At 60.8% G+C, this 16,421-nt stretch carries 13 protein-coding genes; 6 read left to right on the plus strand and 7 right to left on the minus strand.

Features of this window, described 5'->3' with window-relative positions:
• Positions 1 to 121 precede the first annotated feature (121 nt).
• Positions 122 to 751 carry a DUF3043 domain-containing protein gene (locus tag HMPREF2605_RS07400; RefSeq protein ID WP_070847658.1) on the minus strand — a complete coding sequence of 210 codons (630 nt, stop codon included), beginning with the start codon at positions 749 to 751 and terminating at the stop codon, positions 122 to 124.
• A gap of 116 nt (positions 752 to 867) precedes the next feature.
• On the opposite strand from HMPREF2605_RS07400, the gene HMPREF2605_RS07405 reads away from it, so the two are divergent.
• The 6 genes from HMPREF2605_RS07405 to HMPREF2605_RS07430 all read left to right on the plus strand — a co-directional run bounded on the left by HMPREF2605_RS07405 (position 868) and on the right by HMPREF2605_RS07430 (position 6,686).
• Positions 868 to 2,262 carry a M20/M25/M40 family metallo-hydrolase gene (locus HMPREF2605_RS07405; RefSeq protein WP_070847661.1) on the plus strand — a complete coding sequence of 465 codons (1,395 nt, stop codon included), beginning with the start codon at positions 868 to 870 and terminating at the stop codon, positions 2,260 to 2,262.
• Between the two features lie 292 nt (positions 2,263 to 2,554).
• Positions 2,555 to 2,908, plus strand: a complete 354-nt coding sequence (locus tag HMPREF2605_RS07410; protein WP_005506039.1) for a HesB/IscA family protein — start codon at positions 2,555 to 2,557, stop codon at positions 2,906 to 2,908.
• A 111-nt stretch (positions 2,909 to 3,019) separates the two neighbouring features.
• On the plus strand, positions 3,020 to 4,093 hold the full coding sequence (trpD, locus tag HMPREF2605_RS07415) for an anthranilate phosphoribosyltransferase (RefSeq protein WP_070847664.1): 1,074 nt from the start codon (positions 3,020 to 3,022) through the stop codon (positions 4,091 to 4,093).
• A gap of 540 nt (positions 4,094 to 4,633) precedes the next feature.
• Entirely contained in the window at positions 4,634 to 5,083 is a 450-nt protein-coding gene (locus HMPREF2605_RS07420) for an NfeD family protein (RefSeq protein WP_070847667.1), read from the plus strand.
• Positions 5,084 to 5,162: 79 nt separating this feature from the next.
• Entirely contained in the window at positions 5,163 to 6,158 is a 996-nt protein-coding gene (locus HMPREF2605_RS07425; protein ID WP_005506035.1) for an SPFH domain-containing protein, read from the plus strand.
• A 189-nt stretch (positions 6,159 to 6,347) separates the two neighbouring features.
• Entirely contained in the window at positions 6,348 to 6,686 is a 339-nt protein-coding gene (locus HMPREF2605_RS07430; protein WP_005506034.1) for an RNA polymerase-binding protein RbpA, read from the plus strand.
• Between the two features lie 193 nt (positions 6,687 to 6,879).
• On the opposite strand, the gene HMPREF2605_RS07435 is transcribed toward HMPREF2605_RS07430, so the two are convergent.
• The 6 genes from HMPREF2605_RS07435 to HMPREF2605_RS07465 all read right to left on the minus strand — a co-directional run bounded on the left by HMPREF2605_RS07435 (position 6,880) and on the right by HMPREF2605_RS07465 (position 16,391).
• Positions 6,880 to 7,614, minus strand: coding sequence for a polyprenol monophosphomannose synthase (locus HMPREF2605_RS07435; RefSeq protein ID WP_005506032.1), 735 nt, complete (start codon positions 7,612 to 7,614; stop codon positions 6,880 to 6,882).
• Positions 7,615 to 7,748: 134 nt separating this feature from the next.
• Positions 7,749 to 8,927, minus strand: a complete 1,179-nt coding sequence (locus tag HMPREF2605_RS07440; protein ID WP_070847671.1) for an amidohydrolase — start codon at positions 8,925 to 8,927, stop codon at positions 7,749 to 7,751.
• Between the two features lie 208 nt (positions 8,928 to 9,135).
• The gene (locus HMPREF2605_RS07445; protein WP_070847674.1) at positions 9,136 to 12,183 is read right to left on the minus strand and encodes a DEAD/DEAH box helicase; all 3,048 of its coding nucleotides are present in this window, start codon (positions 12,181 to 12,183) and stop codon (positions 9,136 to 9,138) included.
• 241 nt (positions 12,184 to 12,424) lie between these two features.
• On the minus strand, positions 12,425 to 13,306 hold the full coding sequence (gene tatC, locus HMPREF2605_RS07450; protein ID WP_083324866.1) for a twin-arginine translocase subunit TatC: 882 nt from the start codon (positions 13,304 to 13,306) through the stop codon (positions 12,425 to 12,427).
• Between the two features lie 133 nt (positions 13,307 to 13,439).
• Positions 13,440 to 13,685 carry a Sec-independent protein translocase subunit TatA gene (gene tatA / locus HMPREF2605_RS07455; RefSeq protein WP_005506024.1) on the minus strand — a complete coding sequence of 82 codons (246 nt, stop codon included), beginning with the start codon at positions 13,683 to 13,685 and terminating at the stop codon, positions 13,440 to 13,442.
• 435 nt (positions 13,686 to 14,120) lie between these two features.
• Positions 14,121 to 16,391 (minus strand): WYL domain-containing transcriptional regulator, encoded by a 2,271-nt coding sequence (locus HMPREF2605_RS07465; RefSeq protein ID WP_070847677.1) that lies wholly within the window; start codon positions 16,389 to 16,391, stop codon positions 14,121 to 14,123.
• Between the last annotated feature and the right edge of the window lie 30 nt (positions 16,392 to 16,421).

Genomic DNA, 16,421 nt, shown 5'->3' on the forward strand with positions numbered 1-16,421 from the left:
GAAGTGGCTTCTCGAAACACATGTGGCTTCTCACGTAAGAGAGTCGCGTAAGAACATAAAAATAGGGGAGAGGCCTGAACATTCAAGACCTCTCCCCAAGCACCTATAAGGCACTAACGACTTAGTGCGGGTACTCGCCGTACTTCACCATCGGAACCGGGCGGCGCATACGACGAATCATCATCACACGGTTAAACGCATACATGCCAGAACCGCGCTGAACCTCGCCGAACTTCGCAATCAGCTTCTTCTTCAGGCCACGCCACAGAATGAAGTAGTCAACAACCCACAGAATCATCAGCGCATACATTGCGTACACGGAACCGTAATAAATCGTTGCACCAACGCTAGACGTACCAGCCACGCCCTGAGCAATCCAGCCACCAATGAGCAGAACCAGCAGAATAGCCAGCATGAAATCGCCAAGGTTACGACGCGCATCCACATAATCACGGATATAACGGCGCTGCGAACCACGGTCCACGGCGGGCAGGTAACGCTGATCGCCACCCATCAACGCATCATTCTGACGCTCACGAGCCTTCGCCATCGCCTCACGTTCACGCGCCTTCGCCTCCTTACGGTCATTAACAACCAGAGGCTGACGACGAGCCGCCTGTTGCTCCTTACGCGAAGGAGTAGGACGGCCCTTCTTCGGGGTGAACTTCGGATTAACCGGAGCCTGAGGCTCCTCTACAACCTGCGGCTGAACAGCTTCCGCTTCAGCCTTCTCTTTCTTACGACCAAACACCCTCCCATCATACCCGAACGGCACACACCAAACCCGCCCCCCACAAGCGCACACCAGCAACTGAAACAACCCCAACCACCCGGCGGCGGCGGGTAAGGTGGGGGTAAGGTAGAAACATGACTACTGAATTCACCCACCACAGCGCCCTCAGCGACGCCGTCACCAAAAACTTCGAAGCAACCCTGCAGACCCTCACCGAGCTCGTCGCCATTCCCTCCATCGCCTGGGAATCGCACGACCTCACCCAGGTAGACCGCAGCGCTGAGGCAGTCGCCGCGCTCGCAACCAAGGCAGGCTTCGACAACGTACGTATCGAACGCGCCACCTACACCACCGCAGACGGTACCGAAAAGCAGGGCATGCCCGCCGTTATCGCCCAGCGACCCGCCGCAGAAGGCTACCCGACCATCCTGCTCTACGCCCACCACGACGTACAGCCCGCCGGCAACCTCGACCTGTGGGACACCGAACCCTTCGTCGCAACCCGCAAGGGTGACCGCCTCTACGGCCGCGGCGCCGCAGATGATAAGGCAGGCATCCTCGTGCACCTCGCCGCACTTGCAGCCCTCAACGAGACTCTCGGCGAGGACTTCAAGCTCGGCGTGAAGCTCTTCATCGAAGGCGAAGAAGAAGCAGGCTCGCCCTCCTTCGTCTCCTTCCTCAACACCTACCGTGAGGAACTGTCCGCCGACTACATTGTCGTCGCAGACTCCGCCAACTGGCGCGCCGGCGTACCCGCCCTGACCACCAGCCTGCGCGGCGTCGCATCCGGCGACATCGAAGTACGCGTCGGCAGCCACGCCATCCACTCCGGCATGTTCGGTGGTCCCATGCTCGACGCCCACACCCTCATGGCGCAGCTACTCGCCACCCTGCACGACGCCACCGGCGCCGTAGCCGTCGAAGGCCTGCACCGCGCCCCCGAACCCGAACTCGAATACGCCGAAGCAGACTTCCGCAACGACTCCGGCATCCTCGACACCGTACCCCTGGCAGGCACCGGATCCGTTGCATCCCGCCTGTGGACCCAGCCGGCAATCTCCGTCATCGGCATGGACATCCCCTCCATCGCAACCTCCTCCAACACCCTCGCCGTCGTATCCCGCGCACGCATCAGCACCCGCCTCGCACCCGGCGACAACCCCGAAAACGCACACCGCGCACTCGCCGAACACATCAAGGCACACGCACCCCACGGCGCACAAGCAACCTACACCGCCGTAGACTCCGGCATGCCCTTCGCCACCGAAGTCGACGCAGACGGCGCACAAACCGCCCTCGACGCAATGCGCGCCGCCTGGGACGTCGAACCCGTACAGACCGGCATGGGCGGCTCCATCCCGTTCATCTCCGACCTGAAGGACCTCTTCCCCCAGGCACAGATCCTCGTCACCGGCGTAGAAGACCCCGACACCCGCGCACACAGCGCCAACGAGTCCCTCTACATCCCGGACTTCAAGAACGCAATCCTTGCGGAGGCGCTACTGCTCAGCGCACTCGGCGCTCGCTAAACGCATTCTCTGTAGCTAGCTGTACTAGCCAGAGATAGCGGCGCAGAACGCGCTCGCCAGAAATACCAGAAAAGTGGGGGAGAAGGGTCACAAACCCCAACCCCCACTTTTTCGGTATCCTAGAAGCAGAATTACATGTCAAGCCTCCACGCCAACACTCACGCCCCCGGCGAACTATGCACACCCTAGGTTGTACATCAAACACTCGGGCGCGTATCGTGAAGGCTAAAACGCCCACACGCACCCACACGCGGCGCACACGGGCAACCAACCAAACAAAAGGACAACACCAATGAGTGAAACCACCACCGAACTGCCGACCCACGGCGTCAACCTCACCGAAGTAGCACAGACCAAGGTCCGCACCCTCCTCGAACAGGAAGGCCGCACCGACCTGCGCCTGCGCATCGCCGTCCAGCCCGGCGGCTGCTCCGGCCTCATCTACCAGCTCTACTTCGACGAGCGCGTCCTCGACGGCGACGCAGTCCGCAACTTCGACGGCGTAGAAGTCATCGTCGACAAGATGAGCGCACCCTACCTCGACGGCTCCACCATCGACTTCGAAGACACCATCGAAAAGCAGGGCTTCTCCATCGACAACCCCAACGCAGCAGGCTCCTGCGCATGCGGTGACTCCTTCCACTAAACCGAAGACACCCCAGCGCTAAGCACCACAGTGCAACACACCTAACAAACCCCCGTCTCGCATACTGCACCCAACCATGCAGATACGCGGCGGGGGTTTTACACTTAACACATGACTACGCACGAAATCACCTGGAAATACATCCTCAACCAGCTCGTCAAACACCAAAACCTCACCGACACCGAAGTCGCCTGGGCAATGGACCACATCATGACCGGCCAAACCGAACAGCCGATCCTCGCATCCTTCCTCACCGCCCTCCACTCCAAAGGCGAAACCCCCGAAGAACTCGGCGCACTCGCAGCCGGCATGATCGCCAAAGCCGAAACCGTCGACATCGACCCCCACGCCGTAGACATCGTCGGCACCGGCGGTGACCAGCAAAACACCGTCAACATCTCCACCATGGTAGCCCTCGTCATCGCAGGCACCGGCGCCACCGTCGTCAAGCACGGCAACCGTGCCTCCACCTCCAAATCCGGCTCCGCAGATGTCCTCGAAGCCCTCGGAATCCGCCTCGACATGCCCATTCCCGCAGTCGCCGAATGCGCTCGCGAGACCGGCATCACGTTCCTGTTTGCGATGACCTTCCACCCGGCAATGCGCCACGTGGGCCCGACCCGCCGTCTGCTCGGTATTCCGACCGCGTTCAACTACCTGGGCCCCATGACGAACCCGGCTCGCGTGAAGTCCTCGGCTATCGGCGTTGCTAACCCGGTCATGGCTGAGAAGATGGCTCACGTCTTCGCTGAACGCGGCGACCATGCCCTGATTTTCCGCGGCGATGACGGCCTGGATGAGCTGACCATCGCGACCACGAGCCGCCTGTGGGAGGCTGTGGACGGCAAGCTGACCGAGTACCGTTTTGACCCGGCCGAGTACGGTCTGCACAACGCACCGCTGGAGCAGCTGCGAGGCGGCGACGCTGAGTACAACGCGGGCGTTTTCCGTGCCATTTTGGCGGGGGAGGGCGAGGCCCAGAAGAGCCCGCTGCGCGCTATTCACGACGCTGTGCTCATCAACGCGGCCGCAGGCCTAGTGGCGTACCGCCCGGTCAACGGTGAGAGCTTTGAGACCCGCTTCACTCAGGCTTTGGCTGATGCACGTGAATCTATTGCATCCGGTGCAGCGGAGCGTGTGCTCAACGCATGGGTAGAGTTCAGCGAAAAGCACGCAGAAGCGTAAAGCTCCAGAAAATCGATAGTAGACACCCGAGACGAACAGAGCGCACCGAAAGGTGTGGAGTCTCGGGTGTTTGTCGTTTAACGAGAGGCGCTGAGGGACATACTGAGGAGCCCAAAGGTTCGGAGCATTTGAGCGCGTAGTTGCGGGTTGAGGAAGCTGAGGCGCGCGGAGTTCAGAGTGGCGGACGAGAACAGCGTAGTTGCGCCACGAGGAGCACCGGCTCGACCCGCATCATTCAGAGTGTGCCAGCCAGAGCGTCGAAAGCACCGGTGAGCGTCCGATGGGGTAGTGAAAAATAGGTCTACTTTACATAATGTATATTATCGGCTTTTTAGGGAGGTCTAGAATGAACTCAAGATTCCCCGTATCTAAATAAAGTCTTAACAGTTCATGTATTAACCTCACCCGGTCACCAGAACTGTCGCCAGCACTCAATCCACCTGAAATAATGGATATACCCCGCATCACGAAGGTGCCGTCGCCTCGTGTGCAGATCCAACATCAACCACGCCGGTTGATGTACACCAAAGGAGAAAACTCGTGGATTGGCTCTTTGAGACACCCTGGACACTCTGGGTTGCACTCGCCCTCGTTTTCGCCGTCATAGAAATGCTCAGCCTCGACCTGTTCTTTCTCATGCTGGCGATTAGCGCAGGCATCACCGCAGCAATATCGCCCTTCGTGGATAACATGCTGATTCGAACCGTTATTTTCGTGGTGATCTGCCTGATTCTGGTTCTTGGTCTACGCCCGCCGCTGCTCAGGAAGCTCAACAAATCAGCCACCGGCGCTGTTACTAATGCTGAAGCACTCGTTGGTGCTGAGGTGCGCATCACTCAAGATGTGACTAGTGAAACCGGTTTGGTTGTACTGGCTGGCGACACCTGGACGGCGCGCACCGCTTCCGGAACGCTCGTAGCAGGATCACACGCGAGGGTACGAGCCATTGAGGGTGCTACCGCAATCGTAGAGCCTCTCCCCCACGACTAAGACCCATCTGAATACCGGCTCCAAAAGCCGACTAGATACTCCAAAAACACACCATATAACTCACCGATAAGGAGAAACAATGCCTATCAGCCTTATTCTGACGGTTCTACTCATCCTCTTCGTACTTACGATGCTCGCCAAGACCGTGCGCGTCATCCCGCAGGGACGAGCCGGCATCGTCGAACGACTGGGTAAGTTCCACGCCGTCCTCAACCCCGGCCTGCACATCGTCATCCCCGTAGTTGACCGCGTGCTGCCCCTCATCGATCTGCGTGAACAGGTCGTTTCCTTCCCCTCGCAGTCAGTGATTACCGAAGATAACCTGGTGGTCGGCATCGACACCGTCGTGTACTTCCAGGTCACCGACCCGCGCTCAGCAACCTACGAAATTACCAACTACATTCGTGCCGTGGACGAGCTGACCAGCGCAACCCTGCGTAACGTCGTTGGTGGCCTGAACTTGGAGCAGACCCTCACCTCCCGCGACCAGATCAACGCTGAACTGCGAGGCGTACTCGACTCCACCACCGGCCGCTGGGGCCTGCGCGTCTCCCGCGTGGACATCAAGGAAATCCAGCCCCCGGTGTCCATCCAGGACTCCATGGAGAAGCAGATGCGTGCAGAGCGTGACCGCCGCGCCGCAATCCTCACCGCAGAAGGCCAGAAGCAGTCCGACATTCTGACCGCAGAAGGTGAATCCCGCGCAGCCATCCTGCGTGCAGAGGGCGAAAAGCAGGCACAGATCCTTCGTGCGGAAGGTGACGCACAGTCCGCAATCCTGCGCGCAAACGGTGAAGCCGAAGCCGTGCAGAAGGTCTTCGCCGCAATCCACGAATCCAACCCCAGCCAGCAGTTGCTCACCTACCAGTACCTGCAGACCCTGCCCAAGCTCGCCGAAGGCGACGCCAACAAGCTCTGGTTCATCCCGACCGAACTGGGCGATGCACTGCGCGGCCTGGGCAACGCATTCGGCACCCTGCCCGCATCCGACCTTGCGGACGCACCGAAGAAGCCCGCAGCAGAGGCTCCCAAGAGCGCACCGCAGGCCCCCGGAAGCTACGGCATCAACGGCTAAACGCGGAATCTAACGCATAAAAAGGCGCGAATCACCAAAAATCACGCCGAATAAACACCACCACGCTGGGCGGGTGGAGACTATTACCGATATAATGGATGTTTTGTAAACGTTCGAGGGAATAGCTCTCCCCCGCCCAACGTTATGCCTAAAGCGCCACAAGGCGCACCCGACGACACTGGAGGAAAAATGAGCGATCGTAGCCTGCGCGGTATGCGCCTGGGTTCCCAGTCGATGGAAACCGAATCGAACGTACAGCCCGCGCCCCGCCAGCGCGTCGAATACCGTACCGCAGACGGTGACCGCGTTTTCGTGACCTTCGCGGCAGAGGCAGAAATCCCCTCGGTATGGACCGCAAAGTCCGGCAAGGAAGCATACCTCGTCAACGGCGACTCCACCGCAGACGCCGAAGAGGAAAAGCCCGCACGTACCCACTGGGACATGCTCATGGAACGCCGCAGCATCGAAGAGCTGGAAAAGACTCTGGAAGACCGCCTGGAATACTACCGCAAGCACTACGCGCTCTAAAAGCGCTGTAGACACGCCGTAGAAAGGCTGTAGAAGCCCGCTAAGAGCCATTTGCGCTCTGAGCGGGCTTTCTTCTTTTGGTGGTGGCTTCGTCGATACGTGAGCCAGGAAAGAGTGCCAGAGAAAACAGAAAAAGGCCGGGGCGGATACGTTATGTATCCGCCCCGGCCTTTCGTATAAGTCTCAGAACGAGTTACTTGCCCAGAGCCTTCTTCAGCTTCTGAACACGGTTGGTCAGACCCCAGCGAGTCACCTTAGACATGGAATCGAAGATAATGTTGCCGTCCATCTTCGAAGCGCCAATCTCACGCTCAACGAAAGTAATCGGAACCTCAACAATATTCAGACCAGCCTGCTCAGAACGCCACGCCAAATCCACCTGGAACACGTAGCCCTTCGAGTCAATACCGTCAAGGTTCAGGCGCTGCAGAGCGTCACGACGGTACGCACGGAAACCAGCGGTAATGTCCTTGATGGAGGTGCCCAGAATCAGGCGGGTGTACAGGTTAGCGCCGCGAGAGAGAATCTGGCGGTGAGCCGGCCAGTTCTTGGTCTTGCCGCCGGGCACGTAACGCGAACCAATAGCCAGGTCAGCGCCCGCCTCCACTGCACGAACCAGGGAAGGAAGCTGCTCAGGCTGGTGCGAGCAGTCAGCGTCCATTTCAATCAGAATGTCGTAGCCTGCCTCAAGGCCCCAATCGAAGCCGGCGAGGTATGCGCCACCCAGACCGTCCTTAACGGTGCGGTGCAGAACGTGAATCTGGGAATCCTTAGCCGACAGCTCATCAGCAATCTGGCCGGTGCCGTCGGGGCTGTTATCATCCACCACGAGAATGTCCACCTCGGGAGCTGCCTTGCGAAGACGCTCTACCACGACGGGCAGGTTCTCCTTCTCGTTATACGTCGGGATGACAGTTAGAACGCGCATATTACTCCCTCACAGGTGCATATAAAACAGGCAGTGTAGATATCCAGTATACCGGGTAAACATGTGGGCAGCTGAATCCTCAGGGGCTTCCACTGCCCCTAAACCGCCTAAAAAGGTTTTGACAAGCTAAAAAATTAGTTACTTTCAGTGTAAATAGATTCCAGGATGGGCAGAGGCGAATCCTCCTCCAGCACCGGAAGCAACGGAATACGAGCGCGGGGGTCGGTGCTCCACGATGCGACGCGGGAGTCGGGTGCTTGGACCATGAGGGCTTCGACGCGCCATTGTGCGACGTATGCGGGGGTGTCGGGGGTGAGCTGTCCGGTGAAGGGGTTTTCTTCGTGGGCGAGGCGGTATACGCCGCGGGTGAGGGCGGCGAAGGCGCTGCGTGCGGAGATGCCGTGTTCGTCGTTGACGAGTTCGCGGATGAGGGACCAGGCGCCGGGTGCGTACAGCTGAGCATCAGAACCCAGCGCGATGGAGGTGCCTGCTGCGTTTGCGCGGCGGGCTACGGAAGCTACCGACTCACGTACCTCTCCCCCGGCGTGTGCGAGGAGTGCTTGGACGGTGTCGTTGGCGGTTTCGTCTTCTTCGGGTTCGCAGACGCTGAGGCCGAGGTTGATGCGTGCTTCTGCCAGCTGGGTGAGGTATTCGTCGGTGATGGGGTCTTGGGGGGTGCTGATTGCTGCGTCGAGGCGGATGGAGAGCCAGGGGCGGGTTTCGCGTACGGCGAGCGCTGCGTCGGCTGCGGTGGTGAATCCGGTGGATGCGTCGATGGAGAGCAGGAGTGCGGCGTCTTCGGCGACCTGTGCTGCTGCGGACGCTTCGGTGGGTGTGACAAAGATGCCGACTAGCTGCAGGCCCTTGATGGCGCGTTCGCCTTCGGTGAGGGGGCGTAGTGCCTTGATGGCGCTGATGAGTTCGTCGGTTTCAATGCCGGTGGCGTTGAGGATGAGGCGGATGTCGGGGGTGCCGTGTTCGGCGCTGTAGTAGCTGAGTGCGGAGACGAGGTCGGGTACGTCTTCCATGCCGGCGAGCAGGGTGTGCGTGTGGTAGCCGGCTGCGCGGTATGCCTGCAGGTAGTCGAGGATTTCGGGTGCTTCCTTGCCTGCGACCGGTGCGAGGGCGCGCGCAAAGGCGGGGGTCAGCAGAGCTCCGTCAAGTTCGGTGATGGTGGCGGAATCGTCAGCGATGGAACGCGCCCCGGAGTCGGAACCAACCCAGCGGACGAAGCCGTCCTCGACCAGCATTGCGGTTGCGTACGGGTCGACGGGGCTGTATACGCTACCATCCACAAAAATTCGGGTAGACATTAGAATCCTTTCACCTTTGAGGCGCGCCGAGGCGCACACGGGGCGGGCACTTCAATTGTGCTCGCGTAGCTCAGCTGAGCGTCTCTTTCGAGTATAGAAGCACCCCCGCTGCCTGCGGTAGTTCGTTCGTCCTTAGATGACGTGGAACAACTTAGGTGCGGGGGTGGTGGCCCGAACCGGTCGGGCGCGATGTAGCGGTAGGCGTGGTTTAGACGTCCAGCGCGACCACGCCGCGGCGTACCGCCTCAATCGCCTCTTCACAGCGGGCACGAATCGCCGGGTCCAGTGAGCGGATGTGCGCGATCTGGTCCAGGGCGTCCAGTACCTGCTTTGCCCAGCGTACGAAGTCGCCGGCGGCAAGGCCGGTGTCCTCGATTGCCTTGGCGAGGTGGGCGCCGTTTGCCCAGGCGTACATGGGTTCGACCAGGCCGAAGTCGCAGGCGGGGGTCAGGTTGACCTTGTGCTGTTCCTCGGCGGCGTTCAGGTCTGCGAGGCGCTGCGTAATCGTCGCAATGGGTGCGCGCAGGGACGGGTGCGGGTAGTGAGCCAGATACTCCACCGCGTCGCGCTTACCCTGGTAGGTTAGCGCGGCGACGGTCGCGGCGATGGCGGCGGGCTCCAGGCCGTCGAGGAAGTGCGTGTCCAGGCACAGGGCGGTCAGCAGGTCGCGTTCGCCGTAGATGCGGCGTAGCGCCTGGCCGCCGGCGGTGAGCGAAAGTTCGCCGTCCTCGGTGCGTTCCACGTAGCCGTAGCTCTCCAGCAGGCGCGCAATGCGGTTGAAGACCTGCGCAATCGTGTTGGTGCGGCGCGCAATCTGACGACGCAAACCTTCCGTCTCAGAGTTGAGCTTCTGCCAGCGCTCAGCCCAACGCATATGGTTCGCGCGGTCCGAGCAGCCGTGGCACGGGTGGTTACGCAGCTGAGCCTGCAGAGCCTCAAGCTGCGCGTCAATACTGTTCTGACGAGCCGGAATGTTCTGCTGCGCGAGCGCACGCGGGGCGCGGCCGTCGTAGAGCGCCTGGCGCATGCGGCTTGCGGTGTCGCGGCGTTCCTTGGGGGTCTTCAGGCTCAGGCGCTTCGGAATCTTGATGCGTGAGACCGGTTCGACGGCACCCTCAAAATCGCGGGTTGAGGCGGTGCGCTGGTGCGCGTCCTCGGTGACGATGCCGATGCGCGGGTCGGCGTGCGAATCGGAGCGGGTGACTACGACTGCGTAGCCGCGGGAGCGGCCGTGCGGAATGTAGATGATGTCGCCGGGCAGCAGCTGCTGGATGCTGTGGTGTGCCTGCGCGCGGGCGTGACGCTCGTTGCTCTTGGAGGCCTTCTTCTCCAGCTCGGCGATTTGGCGGCTGAGCTGGACGTATTCGGTGAAGTCGCCCAGGTGGCATGCCATTGCTTCGCGGTAGCCTTCTAGGGCGCTTTCGTTTTTGCGTACGCGGGAGGCAATGCCCACGACCGACTTGTCTGCCTGGAACTGTGCGAAGGAGGATTCCAGGATTTTGCGGGTGCGTTCGGCGCCGTAGGAGGCGATGAGGTTTGCCGCCATGTTGTAGGTGGGGCGGAATGAGGAGTTCAGCGGGTAGGTGCGGGTTGAGGCGAGGGTTGCCACGTGTTCCGGGGACATGCCGGGGCGCCACATGACGACCGCGTGGCCTTCGATGTCGATGCCGCGGCGGCCTGCGCGTCCGGTTAGCTGGGTGTATTCGCCGGGGGTGATGTCCACGTGGGATTCGCCGTTGTATTTGGTGAGCTTTTCCAGGATGACGGTGCGTGCGGGCATGTTGATGCCCAGTGCGAGGGTTTCGGTGGCGAAGACCAGCTTGATGAGGCCCTGGGCGAAGAGGGTTTCGACGACCTCCTTGAATAGGGGTAGTAGGCCGGCGTGGTGTGCGGCGATACCGCGAATGAGGCCGTCACGCCACTCGTAGTAGCCGAGGGTGTTCAGGTCGCGGGTGTCCAGGTGAGCGGTCGCCTCCGCAATGTAGGCGCGGATGGTCTGCTGTTGCTCGGGGGTGGTCAGCGTAATATCGGCGGATACGCAGTGGCTGACCGCGCCGTCACAACCGGCACGCGAGAAGATAAAGCAGATAGCGGGCAGCAGGCCCTGCTTATCCAGAGCGCGCACCATCTCCGGGCGGGTAATACGCTGCGGACGCAGAGGCTTCTGCTCACCGCGCGCATCAAACTCCCGGTCGTTACTGAAACGATCGTTGAAACGGTCACGACGGTTCGAGCCGCCGCGCTCACCGCTGCTGAACGTCTCATTCAGCCAGCCTTCACGGCGGTGACGGAAACGTTCACGCTTGCCGCCGTAGCGTCCGCGGCCCGGTGCGGAACGGAAGCCGGGGCGTAGCGCCTTCAGCTGCGGGTTCAGGCGCAGACCGGCAAGCAGAGGGTTGGCGCCCGCCTCCACGGTTGCGCCGCGCTGCTTAGCTTTCTGTGCCTTCTTCGCCTGCTTGCGGGAGAGCTTCTCCTCCGGCTCCTGGTTCTTACCCTGCGCGGAGTTGTCTTCGGGTACGAACAGGTCCACCACGCGGTGACCGACCATCATGTGCTGCCACAGGGGCACCGGACGGTGCTCAGAAACAATAATGTCCGTGCCGCCGCGCACCGTATCCAGCCACGCGCCGAACTCCTCAACGTTCGACACCGTAGCCGACAGAGAAATGACGTTCACGTGCTCGGGAAGGTGAATAATCGCCTCTTCCCACACCGCGCCACGGAAACGGTCCGCCAGGTAGTGCACCTCATCCATGACCACATATCCCAGGCCGGTCAGCGTGGTCGAGTTGGCGTAGAGCATGTTGCGCAGCACCTCGGTGGTCATCACGACCACGGGTGCTTCCGTGTTAATGCTCGTATCGCCGGTGAGCAGACCCACGTAATCCTCACCGTATGCGCGCACAAAGTCGTGGTACTTCTGGTTGCTCAGCGCCTTAATGGGGGTCGTGTAGAACGCCTTCATGCCGCGGCGCAACGCCAGGTAGATACCGAACTCACCCACAATGGTCTTACCGGCACCAGTAGGCGCGGCAACGAGGACGGAGCGGTCCGCCTCCACGGCGGCACACGCCTGACGCTGAAAATCATCCAGCGGAAAATCAAGGGACGCCTCAAAAGCCCCGAGGGCGGTCTTCGCGTATGCGGCGCGTTCTCGGGATGCGGCGTAGGCGGCAGCGTAGTCGGTGCGCTCCGCCGGGGGCTGTGCGTTAGAAGCGTGTGCGTCGGATGTGTGCTGTGCGTGGTGCTTGCTCATAGTATGTCCAGTGTAACGGTTCACCCGCCGCGAGCCTTCAGAAAGCACCCTGCACGGGCACTAATCCGGTATGGGCGAACAGCGAGCGCATCCGACGCGGTATAACGCTCCCTGTGGAACTCGCTACGGAGGGGCAGCGCGAGCCGGCATGCGACTAATCCGGGTACGCGAAAGGGGCAGGGCACAGAATCTTTCTGTACCCCGCCCCTTTCGGCGATGTCGCTCAAAGCGAGCTATTCAATTAGGAAGTCTTCTCTTCCTCGAAGTAACCCATCTTCGCCAGGTCTTCGGCGCTGGTTGCGGTGTTCAAGCTTGCTTCATCTGCACCCTGCGCCAGCTTGGCGAGCTTTCGGTCGCGGCGCTTGTCGTTGATCATGCAGATGCCGATTGCTGCGAAGAAGAAAATCAGCAGCGGCGCCATGAGCACGAACATCATCATGATGTCGCTACCGGGTGCGGTCAGTGCCGCAATCACTGCGACCAGAACAACCACCCAACGCCAAGCCTTCAGGATGGTGGTGCCGCGGATCAGGCCCAGCATGTTAATGCCAACCAGAATCACCGGGATGATGAAGGCGCAAGAGAAGGTCACAACGAACTTCAGGATGAAGGAGATGTACACGCCGGCGTCAATGTAGTTACTTTCGTTGACGGGGGTGAACTTCAGCAGCGCATAAACCACGCCGGGGAGGGTGAAGTAAGAAATGGCGACACCGCAGGCAAACGCGAAAATAGATGCGGTGAGGAAGCCGAAGAGATACTTCTTCTCCTTAGTGTGCAGTGCCGGCAGCAGGAATCGCAGCGCCTGGTACAGCCAGACGGGAGACGCAATCACCAAGCCGATGTACATGCCGACCTTCAGCAACTGGTCGAAGGGAGAAGCGACGCTACCGTAGTTCAGGTTTGCGTTGCGGCCGGTTTCTGCGTTGATCTGCTGCAGGGGCGCAGAGATCATTTCAATGAAAGGCTGGTAGAGGAAGACCGTACCGATGATGGCTGCGATGACGGTTGCGATAGCCGCCTTAATGAGGCGGTCGCGGAATTCGCGCAGGTGTTCCTTGAGTTCCATGCGTGCTTCAGGATTAAGTTTGCGGTTGCGCACGTCCTGGTCAGGTGTTGCCACGTGGTGTCCTCTGGGTGTCGGTGCCGTATGTGATGCGGCTGAGGGGGTCTGGTGGGGTGTTTACGGGGTGGTGCCGCAAAACCCGTGCCGGCCGGTGGGGCTGGCACGGGTTTGGTGCGTTGGGGCGGGACCGTTACTTGGTTTCGGTCTTGCCGTCCTTGCCGTTGTCTACGACCTCAGCGGTGACGACCTCTTCGCCGTCCTTCTCGCGGGGGTCCTTCTTGGAGTCGTTCTTCAGACCCTCAACTTCGGTCTTGAAGATGCGCATGGACTGACCGAGGCTGCGTGCCATGCCGGGCAGCTTGGGTGCGCCGAAGAGCAGGACGATGAGGAGGATAACGACGATGATGGTCGCGGGGTGGCTGAAAATCTGGCCCATGGTGTGCCTTTCTAGTTAAAGCAGGTCTCCGATGTTTTGAGGTTGGCCGAGTCGATCTCGTCGGGAGACCCGTCGCTTGATCCGCTCAGACCTGCGTGTCTGCTTACCTTGTTCGTAGTTATTGTATGCCTCGGTGATGGGTGTGAATACCCCGAGGGTGGTGTCTCGCGGGAGTTTTCGGCTTGCGTTCGCTTGCGCGGCGTCGAATTGTCCCTCGATTGACTCGACCCAGGTTACGGTTTCGTCAAGGAGTGTGAAACCGCGAGTGAGTGCTTTGTAGGTGAACCATGCCAAATAGAGGAGCGAGCAGATGATGAGCGCGCCCCATAGCAAAATCCAGAACCACCAAGACATGAGCACCATTATACAAGTTTTAGGTTAATGTTTTGGCCCCTTGGACGGGTTTTTAGGGCGTTTTTGCTTGTGGGTGAAGTGCTATTTTTCTGCGGGCGCACCCCTGCGGCTACTCGCGTTGAGGATGCGCAGCTGCTCAAGCAGCGCCGCACGCAGGTGCGCCGGGCCGACGAGTTCCAGGGCGCCTCGGTGCGCAATGACGGTATCGAGGATGTTCTTATCGCCGGCACCGTGGGCGTTGTTGTAGTAGTGGATGCGCACGTACTGGGTGCGTGAAGCCTTCTTCACGTGGTGGGTGCTTCGACGCATGTACGTTGCAGTGAGAGTATCGAGCGGCTCACCGCTGGGAATGTGCTCGGTCGGGTGAATCCGCAACTCAGCGAACGGGTTGGTCTGAGTGCTGTGCTGCTGCGCGTGCCAATGCGGGACGGTGTCACCGGTGACCGGGTGGGCGCGACCCGCGCCCGCCTCGTGAATGTGGTTGATGCGGGTGAGGCGGAAGTTACGCCAGAAGTTGGGTTCCTTCTCCCCCGCTTCATTATCCGCCGCCGCGCTGTTTCCCGCCTGGCTGTCGGCAGTCTCGCCGGTGGCCGCGTGCGCAAAAGCTTCAGGTACATACTCGGGGACTTCCTCACCGCGCGCGGCATAGTAGCGTTTCTCAGCGGTACGGCACCACGCATGCAGGTACATGTGGTCGCGGTGCAACACCAACGCATACGGGTCCACCAAGCGATCGGCGGCACGCTCAGAGGTACCGTACCCAATGGTCACGGCGTTGCCGCTGCTCAGGGCGGCAGTCGCCTCCTGCAGCAGAGGCTCCTCCGGGGCGAAGCACAGGTGCTGCGCATAGACGGGCGCGTTCGGGTACGTGGCGGCGAGCGCCGCTCGGATACTGCCCAGACGCGCATCCGCCGGGTGCAGAATATCTGCGGCAGAAAGGGTAAAGACGAGAATGGCGAGCTCAGTGTCCGTGAGGCGCGCGTAGTTCAGCAGCGTGTGCGGGGTGGCGCCGCCAAAGTCCGGCAGCAGGTTAATGTAGGTGGGCTTGAGTGCGTCCGGGTCCTTGGGGTCAGACTCGAAGGGAACGGTGTCTACCCGCGCGAAAATCTCGGGGATGATGGTCTTGCCGAGGTCGCGGTTTTTCTTGGTATCCACGCTGTAGAGGGCGTTGAGCTGGTTCAACGGCATGGGCGCCTCATCGTGGGCGCTCGCCCAGCGGTCGGCACGGTGCAGACCCAGGAGTAGGTCCACAAGGTCGTCGAGGGAGTTGTTGCGGTTGCGCTGGTTGATATCTGCCCAGGTGCCGGGATCTTCGACCGTGCCACTGTGCAGGTCGGTGAGGGTGCGCAACAGCTGCTGCTGGGCGGCGTAACTGTCACGCTGGCGGGTAGAGGCATCCTCCGATTCCTCGGGCGGCTCGATCACGCAGCTGTAGCTGGTCGCCGCCACAGCGCTATCAATCGTGCCGTACGAAGGCACGGTGAAGGGCTCCGACAACGTCGAATCGGCGTTGACCTCGGCAACAATCAGGCTCTCTTCGTAGCCCTGAATGTCTTCAAGCCAGTTCTTGGCGTTGAACGTCGCATTGATGGGGGTCGAATCGATACGTGAGAGCATCGTGAGCTTCTGAATACGGCTGGCACGGAACGTGTACTCCTTACGCTCCGAGCTCTCAGTGTAGTAGCCGACAAAATACCAGGTGCCGTAACGGTACCCAATACCGGCAACACTGACCTTCTCCTGCGTGCGGGTCGCACCGGCAGCCGTCTGATAGGTGAACGTGACCGTCTTACGCTCCGCATAGGCGGTAAACAGCTCATTCAGGTGCGGGTTATCGCTAAAGTAAATGCGCTGAAGGGGCTCGCGGTAGGTGTACAGGTTCTTCGCGCGCTGACGCTTGCCGGTCTTCGGCTCCAGGATCTTCGCGGCGGCGAGCGCCTCATCGGTGAGGTTCTCGCTGGTCAGCGCAATCTTACGCAGGATGCGGTAGGCGTCATCCTGCAGTTCGGTGCCTTCCCAGCCGCGCAGGATGGTGTTGATGAGGCGGAACTCCTCGGCGGTGGGGTTCCAGGCGGGCAGCTGCGCGGCGTTGCTGGTTTCGAGGCGGTAGCGCTCCCCCAGGTCCGTGGTCACGTGGGTGATGCGCGCGCCGGCATCACGCAGGGTCTGCTTGGCTCGTTCAAAGGCGCGTTCCTGGGCCTCGCTGAGGGAGCCGTTAGCGCGAGTGCTAATACCGAGCAGGGTCAGTAGCTCGTTGCGGCTGATGCCCTGGGTTCGGGTTGCGGCGTCGGGTGCCTCGGCGGCGGTGGCGAGGCGGTGAAGAGTCATGTAAAGCTGAGCTGCGGTGGACATGATTCCATCATACCGTGTGTGTTCCGCGGC

Origin of the sequence: Rothia sp. HMSC065C03 (genome assembly GCF_001837295.1) — a bacterium.
Lineage (GTDB): Bacteria > Actinomycetota > Actinomycetes > Actinomycetales > Micrococcaceae > Rothia.

Coding starts and splice junctions, on each gene's coding strand:
- HMPREF2605_RS07465 (WP_070847677.1), bottom strand. CDS start 16,391: ATGTCCACCGCAGCTCAGCTTTACATGACTCTTCACCGCCTCGCCACC.
- HMPREF2605_RS07445 (WP_070847674.1), bottom strand. CDS start 12,183: ATGAGCAAGCACCACGCACAGCACACATCCGACGCACACGCTTCTAAC.
- tatA (WP_005506024.1), bottom strand. CDS start 13,685: ATGGGCCAGATTTTCAGCCACCCCGCGACCATCATCGTCGTTATCCTC.
- HMPREF2605_RS07435 (WP_005506032.1), bottom strand. CDS start 7,614: ATGCGCGTTCTAACTGTCATCCCGACGTATAACGAGAAGGAGAACCTG.
- HMPREF2605_RS07430 (WP_005506034.1), top strand. CDS start 6,348: ATGAGCGATCGTAGCCTGCGCGGTATGCGCCTGGGTTCCCAGTCGATG.
- HMPREF2605_RS07410 (WP_005506039.1), top strand. CDS start 2,555: ATGAGTGAAACCACCACCGAACTGCCGACCCACGGCGTCAACCTCACC.
- HMPREF2605_RS07440 (WP_070847671.1), bottom strand. CDS start 8,927: ATGTCTACCCGAATTTTTGTGGATGGTAGCGTATACAGCCCCGTCGAC.
- HMPREF2605_RS07405 (WP_070847661.1), top strand. CDS start 868: ATGACTACTGAATTCACCCACCACAGCGCCCTCAGCGACGCCGTCACC.
- HMPREF2605_RS07425 (WP_005506035.1), top strand. CDS start 5,163: ATGCCTATCAGCCTTATTCTGACGGTTCTACTCATCCTCTTCGTACTT.
- trpD (WP_070847664.1), top strand. CDS start 3,020: ATGACTACGCACGAAATCACCTGGAAATACATCCTCAACCAGCTCGTC.